This window comes from Phycisphaerae bacterium, from assembly GCA_019636475.1.
Classification (GTDB): Bacteria; Planctomycetota; Phycisphaerae; order UBA1845; family UTPLA1; genus JADJRI01.
In genome coordinates this window covers 61962-72010 of the sequence record JAHBXN010000016.1, presented here as the reverse complement: position 1 = coordinate 72010, position 10049 = coordinate 61962, and the positions used below count along the sequence as shown (strand labels likewise).

At 59.7% G+C, this 10049-nt stretch carries 9 protein-coding genes; 7 read left to right on the top strand and 2 right to left on the bottom strand.

Annotation, left to right across the window (positions count from 1 at the left end; genetic code table 11):
* The first annotated feature begins 252 nt into the window (after window positions 1-252).
* Entirely contained in the window at window positions 253-894 is a 642-nt protein-coding gene (locus KF841_17065) for a PEP-CTERM sorting domain-containing protein (protein MBX3397067.1), read from the top strand.
* A 327-nt stretch (window positions 895-1221) separates the two neighbouring features.
* Here the strand turns inward: KF841_17065 and sucC are convergent, their stop codons facing one another.
* Window positions 1222-2397, bottom strand: coding sequence for an ADP-forming succinate--CoA ligase subunit beta (gene sucC / locus KF841_17060; protein ID MBX3397066.1), 1176 nt, complete (start codon window positions 2395-2397; stop codon window positions 1222-1224).
* Window positions 2398-2676: 279 nt separating this feature from the next.
* On the opposite strand from sucC, the gene KF841_17055 reads away from it, so the two are divergent.
* The 6 genes from KF841_17055 to hppD all read left to right on the top strand — a co-directional run bounded on the left by KF841_17055 (window position 2677) and on the right by hppD (window position 9119).
* Window positions 2677-3879, top strand: a complete 1203-nt coding sequence (locus KF841_17055) for a citrate/2-methylcitrate synthase (protein MBX3397065.1) — start codon at window positions 2677-2679, stop codon at window positions 3877-3879.
* Window positions 3880-4187: 308 nt separating this feature from the next.
* Complete coding sequence (gene rpoN, locus KF841_17050) at window positions 4188-5732, top strand: RNA polymerase factor sigma-54 (protein ID MBX3397064.1); 1545 nt, start codon at window positions 4188-4190, stop codon at window positions 5730-5732.
* 87 nt (window positions 5733-5819) lie between these two features.
* Window positions 5820-6632, top strand: a complete 813-nt coding sequence (locus KF841_17045; GenBank protein ID MBX3397063.1) for a DUF1460 domain-containing protein — start codon at window positions 5820-5822, stop codon at window positions 6630-6632.
* Window positions 6633-6635: 3 nt separating this feature from the next.
* Window positions 6636-7265 (top strand): molybdenum cofactor guanylyltransferase, encoded by a 630-nt coding sequence (locus tag KF841_17040; GenBank protein MBX3397062.1) that lies wholly within the window; start codon window positions 6636-6638, stop codon window positions 7263-7265.
* Entirely contained in the window at window positions 7262-7774 is a 513-nt protein-coding gene (locus KF841_17035; GenBank protein MBX3397061.1) for a YfcE family phosphodiesterase, read from the top strand. The genes KF841_17040 and KF841_17035 overlap by 4 nt, the downstream gene beginning before the upstream one ends.
* A gap of 211 nt (window positions 7775-7985) precedes the next feature.
* Window positions 7986-9119 carry a 4-hydroxyphenylpyruvate dioxygenase gene (gene hppD / locus KF841_17030; protein ID MBX3397060.1) on the top strand — a complete coding sequence of 378 codons (1134 nt, stop codon included), beginning with the start codon at window positions 7986-7988 and terminating at the stop codon, window positions 9117-9119.
* Window positions 9120-9163: 44 nt separating this feature from the next.
* On the opposite strand, the gene KF841_17025 is transcribed toward hppD, so the two are convergent.
* Window positions 9164-10048, bottom strand: coding sequence for a polysaccharide deacetylase family protein (locus tag KF841_17025; protein ID MBX3397059.1), 885 nt, complete (start codon window positions 10046-10048; stop codon window positions 9164-9166).
* Between the last annotated feature and the right edge of the window lies 1 nt (window position 10049).

Here is a 10049-nt window from a genome sequence, read left to right as displayed (position 1 = left end):
ACTGCCGCCCCCGATTGCGACCCGCCGTCGTCATTACGCCGGTTTGGTTCGCGAACGAAGCCCGGCTCGAAGGCGCACTGGCCGCTTCCTACGCCGGAAAATGCGACGATTCCGGGTTCCGATAACACGTCGCAGAAATATTTAAGGGGTTTCTCGTTCACTCTCGTTTAGTTCTGCACAGTCGTCTTGATTGGCTGATGTCGGCCAGCGGACGGCGATGAAAATGCACACTGGCGAAATGGAGAGATACTCATGTTGATTACAAAACAATTGAAGCGCCCCTTGGCGGTCGCCGCATTGGCACTGTCGTTCTGCACTGTCTCGGCCGAAGCGGCCCAGATTCTCGATATCATGACTGCGCCATTGTATGTTCGCGGCACATGGGCCAACTTCGGCTTCAGTTTCTCGGTGAGCGAGTTGGTGCGGGTCGATGCGCTCGGGCTCTATGACGTCGGCGCGAACGGCTTTGCCGACGAACATCCGGTCGGACTCTGGAATGACACCGGCGATATGCTGGCACAGGTCATCATCGACAACAGCAGCACGGCCTCGGCGAGTGTGAACGCCAACCACGCATGGCGATTCACTGATATTGAGCCGATCATTCTGGCGCCGGGCACATACAAGATGGGAGCGTTCTATCCGACAACTGCCGACGCATTCGCCGGGTCGAGCGCCGAGAATCCCGCGAACATTCTCTTCTCGCCCGTAATTACGTTCGGCTCCTCATATGTCACGACCGGTGGCACAGAGTTCTTCACCGAGCCGAACACGACGACCGGATTCAATCCGGGCTTCTTCGGTCCCAATGCACGATTCACGGTCGTGCCGGAACCGGCGACGCTCACCTGCCTGGCCCTTGGCGGTCTGATGCTCATTCGCCGCCGCCGCTGATTGACAGCGCCACCCGGGAATACGCAAGTTTCTTCACGCACGGAGAGTCGCCGATTGGCGGTTCTCCGTGTGGTCTTTTGCGCATGTGCGGGATGCCGGGCTTGCACCGCGATCTCGTCCACGTTGCCGCGGAACGCTGGCTGACGAGTCACGACCGCATCGCGCCTGAACAACAGGGGGGGCCGCAGCGTGGTGGAGCCGCGGATTACAAATCGTCACCGCGACATGCGGCGCCGTCCCCCAAGTCGATTGGTGCAATGCGGAGATGGCGTACTCAGCCCCCACGCCGGCTCGATCGGCCCGCGATCCGTGCCTTTGGCCGGCTCTTCAAACGGCGGCGCACACTTTCTTCGCGGCGTCCGTCAAATCGCCTGCGGGGATCAACTGGGCAATGGCGGCTTCCTTGAGCATGACGCGGGCCTTGTCGACGTTCGTGCCTTCCAGTCGGGCAACCACCGGCACCTTGAAGCCGACTTCCTTCGCGGCGTGAATCAATGCGTCGGCGATGACATCGCACTTGGCAATGCCCCCGAAGATATTCACGAGGATCCCCTTCACTTTGGGATCCGAGAGGATAATGCGAAACGCCTCGACGGCGCCGTCTTTGGTCACGCTGCCGCCCACATCGAGAAAGTTTGCCGGGGATCCGCCATGAAGTTTGATGATGTCCATGGTCGCCATCGCGAGCCCGGCGCCGTTGACAAGACAACCGATGTTTCCGTCCAGCGCGATGTACGAGAGATTCGCCGCTTTGGCTCGAATCTCGTTCGGATTCTCCTCGGTCGGATCAAACATCGCTTCTAGATCGGAGTGCCGCATCAGGGCGTTGTCATCGAAATTGAATTTCGCATCGATCGCCATGATTCGCCCCGGCGCACCGTCCTTGCTCCGCGTCAGAACCAGCGGATTGATCTCCGCAAGACTGCAATCTTTCTCCATGAAGATCTTCGCCAGCGCGGTCATGACTTTCGATGCCTGCCCGGCATGGTCACCCGTCAGGCCGAGGGCGGCCGTGAGCCGGCGGAGTTGATAGGGTTGCAGTCCCAGGTGCGGATGAATCCACTCTTTGATGATCGCGTTCGGATTCCTCGCGGCGACTTCCTCAATTTCAACGCCGCCTTCCTTCGACACCATCATCACCGCGCAGTTCTTCGCGCGGTCAATCACCATGCCGACATAGTATTCCTTGTCGATATCGACTGCCGGCGCGATCAGAATCTTCTGGACCTTCACGCCTTCCGGACCGGTTTGCTTTGAGACCATCGGCTCGGCAAGCATGCGGCGGACGTTCTTCTCAATCTCACCCGCGTCGCGCGACAGGATGACATATCCCGCTTTTCCGCGGCCGCCCGCGTGAACCTGTGCTTTGACGACCATCTCGCCGGAGCCGAGCGCCTTCAGTGCGGCGGGAACCTGTTCCGGCTTGTCGATGACTTCGAAGTTCGGGACGGGTGCTCCTGCGGCTACCAGCAGTTGTCGAGCCTGATACTCATGAACCTTCATGGACGGATGCTCCGGGATTGAGTCGATATCGGGGACGCTTCACGGTCAGCCGGCATCGGGAAAATCCGCGCCCGTCAACAACGCTGACGCGCAATCGGACCCAGTTGCCGCCTGAATCCCGCATCGTAAGGCGAATCGCCCGGCCGTTCAAACGTGTACTGTCGGCCGAATCAGTCCCGACATCGCGTTCAGGCCGTTTTCAGCGAAAGCAACCTATACTATACTGCCGATTTTCATGACGAGTGGACAATACCACCATCCGAACAGAGAGGCGCTCCCATGCCGAAGTTTCTGGGCAAAGTCGAATTTCCAGTCACCATCGAGCTAGGTAAAGGGCTTGAAGGTGCGATCACGAACATCACCAGGATCGGTTATGTCGATGGCGAAGAGGGCCACCTGATCTATCGCGGTTACTCGATTGAGGAACTTTGCGAACACAGCAATTACTCGGAGGTGGCATACCTTCTGATCTTCGGAAAAATGCCGACGCGCGCAGAGCAGGACGCCTTCAGCGCCAAGCTGCAGGCCGGCGCCGTTCTGCCGCCCGCGGTCGTCAAGGTGATTGACGCGCTGCCACGGGACGCCTCACCGATGAACGTGCTCCAGGCGGCGATCGCCGCGGCCGGCTGCATTGATCGCGAAGCGCCGATTGTCACGACCCATGCCTCCGACCCTGCAACCGCCGTGGAGATCGAGACAAACGTTGCAATCCGCGTGCTGTCTTTGACGCGAGCTGCGGCTGCCTACATCGCCCGAGCGAGAGAGGGGCTGCCGATCGTTTCGCCCGACCCCTCACTGTCCTTTGCCGCCAACTACTACTACATGATGACCGGAAAGAAGCCGGATCCCATCACCACAAAGGTCATGGACGTTCTGCTCATCCTCCAGGCCGATCACGGAATGAATGCTTCCACGTTCACCGCGATGGTCGTGCATAGCTCCATGTCAGACATGTACTCCACCGTGGCAGCGGCCATCGGTTCATTGCGCGGTCCGCTCCATGGTGCTGCCAACCAGGCCGCCCTCGACGATTTGCTCACCGTCGGCGGGCCCGACGAGGCGAAAGCATGGGTCGAGGCACGCCTCGCCAGGGGACAGAAGGTCATGGGCTTCGGCCACCGCGTCTACAAAGCGTATGATCCCCGCGCGACCGTCTTGAAGCGGTACGCCGAAATGCTCTGCAAGCAGCATGGCATGGAGAAGCTCTTCCGCACAGCCGCCGCCATTGAGGAACACGTGCTCGCCGCGATGAAGGCGACGGGCAAGCCGATCTTTCCCAATGTTGATTTCTACTCCGGCGTGGTCTATCACGTGCTTGGATTTTCTGCGCCGTTCTTCCCGGTCATCTTCGCAGTCGGGCGGACGGCCGGCTGGGTCGCACGCGTACTTGAGTACCTGCCGGAGAATCGAATATTCCGTCCGCGGGCCGTTTATAACGGCGATACCAATCTCAAGTATCCGCCAGTCAGCGACCGGAAGTAGCCTTCGCCGCCTGTCAGGAGATTCCCGGTTGAAGTCCGGGTCAGTAGCCGCACCGCAGCCGCATCCTGCACCGGGGCAGAGGTCGTTATACGCCAATCATGAGCCGGAATCCCGTCCCTGCCGCGCCCCGTCGACGGCCTGATGTCCGCGCCAATGCAAATTGCATACCGCACGACCGAGAAAGCTGCTTTCCAACTCCCTGTTCATGTTATAATTCCGTGCAGCGATTGGCGGACAACACCGACATTATCTCACAGCCAGGCTGCGCAGTGGCCGCGATCGTTTGATTGAAGGTACAGGGAGTTCCGGTGGCACAGTATCTCTCGATGATTCCGTCTCAGCAGTTGCGGCTCGAGCAGCGCCTCAGTCCGCAGCTCATCCAGTCGATGGAGATACTCCAGTTGCCGTTGCTGGCTCTCGAGGCCCGGGTCCGAGAAGAACTTGAATCCAATCCTTTGCTCGAGGAACTCGAACCACTTCCGACCGAGAATACCGCGGAGCCCACGGAATCCGCCGTGAATTCCGAGGAGGGTCGCCAGGAGGCGGAGAGCTTTGAGCGGCTTGACGAAATGGCCCGAAATCTCGAGCTCGATCCCGGCGACCAGCCATATGCGAGATCACCAGGTTCGTACGATGGCGAACGGGACGCCAAGCTCGATGCCATGGCGAATACCGCCAGCCGCGGCGAAACGCTTTCCGAAACCATGATTCGCCAATGGGCGCTCGTCGAAGCGAATGACAACGTCAAAAAGGCCGGCGAGGCGATCATCGACTGGATCGATGAAGACGGCTACCTCCGAACCGAGCGCGAACACCATCGTCCGGGAAATAACGGAGACGTCGCCGAATCTCGGCCGCTCATCGTGAAGCGAACGCCGGATGAAATCGATCGCCTCATGGATGAAATTGCGGACTCGCGCACGCCTCCGATTGAGCGGGCTGTGCTGGACGACGCATTGACGCTCGTTCAGACACTGGAGCCAACGGGTGTCGGCGCTCGCGATCTGACGGAATGCCTGCTGCTCCAGCTGGAAGCCAAGGGTGATTCCGATCCATTTTATGCGGAGCTGATTCGCGAACACCTGATTGATCTGGGCAAGAATCAGTTCCCGCAGGTTTCGCGAAAGACCGGCCGAAGCATCGAGGACATCAAGACGGCGCTCAAGGTCATCGGCAAGCTGAATCATCACCCCGGATTGCTCGTTCAGCCAACTGAGGTTCCGCGCGTCTCGCCCGACGTGGTCATCGACTACGACGAAGACGGCGATGGATACGTTGTCCGGCTCGCGAGGGGAAATGCACCGCGCCTGCGCATCTCAAATCAGTACAAAAAGCTCCTTCAGGACCGGCACAGCGACAAGGAGGCTCGCGATTTCCTCCGCGCTCGTGCCGAGGCCGCGACCATGCTCATCGACGCCATTCAGTTCCGCCGCCAGCGGATGCTGGACCTTGCCCGCGTGATTGTCGAACGTCAGCGGGAATTCTTCGATTACGGCCCGCAGTTTCTCAACGTGCTGCGCATGCGGGATCTTGCCGAGGAGTTCAATTGCGACGCGTCAACCATCAGTCGCACGGTCGACGGCAAGTACATTCAGACGCCGCGCGGCATCTACCCCATGCGAATGTTCTTCACCGGCGGAACGACCGACTCCACCGGCGAAAGCGTCAGTTGGGATGCGATCAAATCACGCGTAAAGGAAATTATCGACAGCGAGGACAAAAAGAGCCCGCTCTCAGACGACGAAATCGCAAAGAAGCTCGAAGAAGCCGGCTTTCAGTTGGCGCGGCGCACGATTGCCAAGTACCGCGCTCAGTTGAACGTGCCCTCAGCGCGACAGCGTCGCGAATTTTGAATCGCCGTGCCGCCGTATCAGTCTCCATCCCGGTCCAGAATTCGTCACCACGCCGCAGCGGTCGGGTCAGTCCTCGTATGGGGTGTCATGCTCCTGTCCGCATGCGCTCCCATCGAAGATCGGCCCGGATCGAGGACGTTCGACGGTTCGAAGCCACTCTACGAATTCTCCGAATCCGAATTGGACGCCTTGCTGGTTGCCTGCGCGACAGACAACCTCGCCGTTCCGGATCGAGCCGTCCGCTTCGCGTCGAAGTTTGTCGGACAGCCCTACAGGCTCCACCTGCTCGGCGAATTCCCGTACGAAACTTACGATTCAGACCCGCTGTACTGCCTCTCAGCCAGTGATTGCGTTACATTCGTCGAAAATGTTTACGCCATGTCGATGGCCCGCGATTGGTCATCCTTTTTCGATCGCCTTATGCGGCTTCGCTACAAGGATGCCCGGATCGGCATTCTGACTCGCAACCATTTCACCGAGGCGGACTGGAACGTCAACAACGAATGGGCCTTCGACGACGTCACCAATCAGATGGCTCCGGAAGCGATCAGACCCATGCGGATCGCTGTCGATCGTGCTGCCTTCTTCAGGAAATACGGCATGGGCGATACGATTCCCGTCCAGATCTTCAAAACGACCTATATCCCGCGTTCCGCGCTGGCGTCCGTTGAAACCCGGTTGAAGCCGGGAGATATCGTAGAATTCGTTCGGGGCACCCGCGAGGCCCCTTACGTCGGACACATGGGCTTGATTGGCGAGAAGAAGGCTGGAAGAATGTTGCTGATCCACTCGGCCGAACCGCGCGTCCGGGAGGAGCCGCTTCGGGACTACGTCGAGGCTTCGACAAAAATCCTGGGCGTGAAAATACTGCGGTATCGACTTGATCCGACTGCGGAGTAAATCGTGCTCGGAGAGACAATCGGAATCCTCGTTGGCGGTCAGAGTTCACGAATGGGCCGGCCCAAAGCATTGATCGAGGTCGAAGGCGGCACGCTTCTGGAACGCACCGTTCTGGTTGCCAAGCAGGCCAGTCACAGGGTCGTTCTGCTCGGTGATCCGCCTTTCGAATTGCCCGTTTCACTCAGAGATATCGAGGTCTGGCCTGATCGATTCGATGACGTCGGACCCATCGCCGGCCTCGATGCGCTCCTTCAAAACATGGACGGCCGATACGGCGTGCTGGTTTCCTGCGACATGCCCTATCTGGCGGCCTCTCTGCTGAAATGGCTCTCCAGCACGGCCCATATCCTGCGATCGGATGCCGTCGTGTGTCATACACAAGACACCTCCGCGCCCATCGGCGTGCGTATCCATCCCTGCTGTGCGGCCTACGGCGCGCACATCGCCGACAAGGTCGCGGATGCCATTGAGCAGGAACAATACGGCCTCTGCGATCTGTTGAAGTCACTGAAAGTGCATCCGCACCTGCTCTCCGGCGACAACGCCCGCTGGGTGGAGAATTGGAACGTCCCCAGCGATGTCATCGCCGATGAAGGACCGCCGGCCACCGCCCCGCAGGCCGAACCGTCATGAACATCGGCATCCTCTCCGACAGCCATGGAGACGGCCCTGAAACCGCAAGAGCCATCGCGCTGCTCAACGCCCGCGGAGCGAAAAAATTAGTGCATTGCGGCGATCTGTGCGGAATCAACGTCCTGGATGAGCTTGCAGGACACGACTCCGTTTTCGTTTGGGGTAATTGCGACGACCCCGATCTGACCATGCGGCGGTATGTTGCTGCCATCGGCCTGCCCTGGCCGGAAGTGCCTGTCACGTTTGAAGCCGCCGGAAAGCGGTTCGCCGTCTTTCACGGCCACGAGCCGGCGTTCGCCGCCGCACTGCGCAGTGGCGAATTCGACTATGTTCTTCATGGGCATTCGCATCAGTTCGCGTACACTCGCGACGGCAATACCCGGATCATCAATCCCGGCGCACTGCATCGCGCACGAATCCACACCGTTGGCCTGCTCGTGCCGGTCACCGGCGAATTGCGGATTCTGGATGTCGCCACCGGCCACCCGGTGCTCGTCCGCTCCGAATAAGCCGGGCCGACGACCGCGCCAGTCTCTCTTCCGGCTGCATCAGTTCGCACGAGTCCGTTTTCGCCGAATTGACGGAGTGACTGCTCCGAGGAAAGTCGATGTCCCGTCCGATTCGATCCCGATCCGGCCATCCGTTATAATCCGAGACGGGGCGGTACACATCGAATCGCCGCCCGACTGTCGATGAACTACAACCTTCGGAGCGCCCGACATGACTGCTGCCGCATCAACGCCCGCTTCCGCCGCTCGGCCCGCCGCACAGGATTTCCTCCCGCTCGACGGAATAGATCATCTCGAGTTCTACGTCGGCAACGCTTTTCAGGCAGCGCATTTCTACCGGCATATGTTTGGCTTCAACATCGTCGGTTATCGCGGGCTTGAAACGGGCGACAAGGACAAGTCGAGCTACGTCCTTCAGCAGGGCAATGTGAGATTCGTCCTCACCAGCTCGCTCGGACCCGATCATGAAATAGCTCGTCATTGCCAGTTACACGGTGATGGAGTGAAAGCCATCGCCTTTCGCGTGAAGGATGTCGAAAAATCCATTCACGAAACTCGTAAGCGCGGAGCCACCGTCGTCCAGCCGCCCACCGTGCTTGAAGACACGACCGGAAAGCTCTGCATGGCCGCAATCCGCGCCTACGGCGACACAATCATGCGATTCGTCAGCCGCGAAAATTATGAAGGGGCATTTGCACCCGGTTTCATGACCCTCTCGCAGGCCGCGCCGCGCGAGGCGGGTTTGGCAGCGGTCGATCATATCGTCGGCAATGTCGAATTGGGTGCGATGAATCACTGGGCCGGATTCTTCGCGAAGGTCCTTGGCTTCGAACAGCTCACACACTTTACCGACGAGGACATCAGCACCGAGTACAGCGCCCTCATGTCAAAGGTCATGCAGAACGGGACCGGCAAAATCAAATTCCCCATCAATGAGCCGGCTGAAGGAAAGAAGAAGAGCCAGATCGAGGAGTATCTCGATTATTATCGCGGTCCCGGTGTGCAGCACATCGCAGTCAACACGGCCGACATTTGCCGGACCGTGCGAACCCTTCGCGATAACGGAGTGCGCTTTCTCCGCGTGCCGGATACCTACTACGAATCGCTGGCGGCCCGCATCGGAAAAATCGACGAAGACTACAAGGAATTGCAGGAACTCGGTGTACTCGTCGACCGCGATGAAGACGGCTACCTGCTCCAGATTTTCACACAGCCGGTCGAGGATCGGCCGACGCTCTTCTTCGAAATCATCGAGCGCCATGGCAGTCGCGGTTTCGGCGTCGGAAATTTCAAGGCACTCTTCGTCAGCATCGAGGAAGAGCAGCGCCGCCGAGGCACGCTCTGATTTGAATTACCCGGACGCTCCGGGCTTGCAAAGCCGCCGCGCGGCTAGTTCGAAAGCAATCGAAGAAACGCCGATTCGCTCCACCGGCCGGAGACGTTTCGTCGCTTCAATGCGAATGCATCGTCACCAGGTGCGACGGTTCCGCGGATCGATGTGAACATCGCGTCGTATCCCGCGTCACGGGCGAATTGCTGCACGCGCACATCCCATCGGCCGCGCGGTGCGGCCAGCACGGTGGCCTCCCGTCCGGCCGCAACTCGCAGATATCGGCGCGATTCTGCGAGCTCCCAGGCAAGTTCCTTGGCATTCAGGGAATCAAGTGCCCTGTGCGTGACACCGTGAGAACCCACGTCGAAGCCCATGGCGCACCACTCGCGAATCTGTCCGTCCGTCAGTCTCGGGTCGTGCGGCGCGACCGGATCCTCCCGGCATCCGAATACGTACGAGCGGGGGTCAGTCGTGATAAACACCGTGGCCGGCATTCGATGACGCAGCAGCAGCGGGGCGGCGATCGATATCACGCTCTCACAACCGTCGTCAATGGTGATCAGCACCGGCCGTGGCGGCATCGCGCGCTGACCGCGAACAATCGCCAAAGCCTCCGCGAGGGAAACCACTGAAGAGCCCGCGTCGGCCAGCAGCGTCAATTGTCGGTCAAACTGCTCCGCGGTCACGGCGTAGGCCTGCGCATCGCCCGGGAGCATCGCAAGTTCAGCGGTCGAACGAACGAATCGGTGATACATCAGGCAGACCAGTCCATCGCAAGGCGCGGTTTCCGAAGAATCGGCAATCACGCGCCCGGAACGTGCACTGACATTATTGACCTGTGCGGAGGGTGCCGAAGCCGCGGCATCTCCGCGATGCAGTCGGCTCATGGCCGGAGCCAGAGCGGCCGCGAATAATAGCAATGGCAGGATGCCCGTTCGCATA

Coding starts and splice junctions, on each gene's coding strand:
- KF841_17045 (MBX3397063.1), top strand. CDS start 5,820: ATGCTCCTGTCCGCATGCGCTCCCATCGAAGATCGGCCCGGATCGAGG.
- hppD (MBX3397060.1), top strand. CDS start 7,986: ATGACTGCTGCCGCATCAACGCCCGCTTCCGCCGCTCGGCCCGCCGCA.
- KF841_17025 (MBX3397059.1), bottom strand. CDS start 10,048: ATGCGAACGGGCATCCTGCCATTGCTATTATTCGCGGCCGCTCTGGCT.
- KF841_17065 (MBX3397067.1), top strand. CDS start 253: ATGTTGATTACAAAACAATTGAAGCGCCCCTTGGCGGTCGCCGCATTG.
- KF841_17035 (MBX3397061.1), top strand. CDS start 7,262: ATGAACATCGGCATCCTCTCCGACAGCCATGGAGACGGCCCTGAAACC.
- KF841_17055 (MBX3397065.1), top strand. CDS start 2,677: ATGCCGAAGTTTCTGGGCAAAGTCGAATTTCCAGTCACCATCGAGCTA.
- sucC (MBX3397066.1), bottom strand. CDS start 2,397: ATGAAGGTTCATGAGTATCAGGCTCGACAACTGCTGGTAGCCGCAGGA.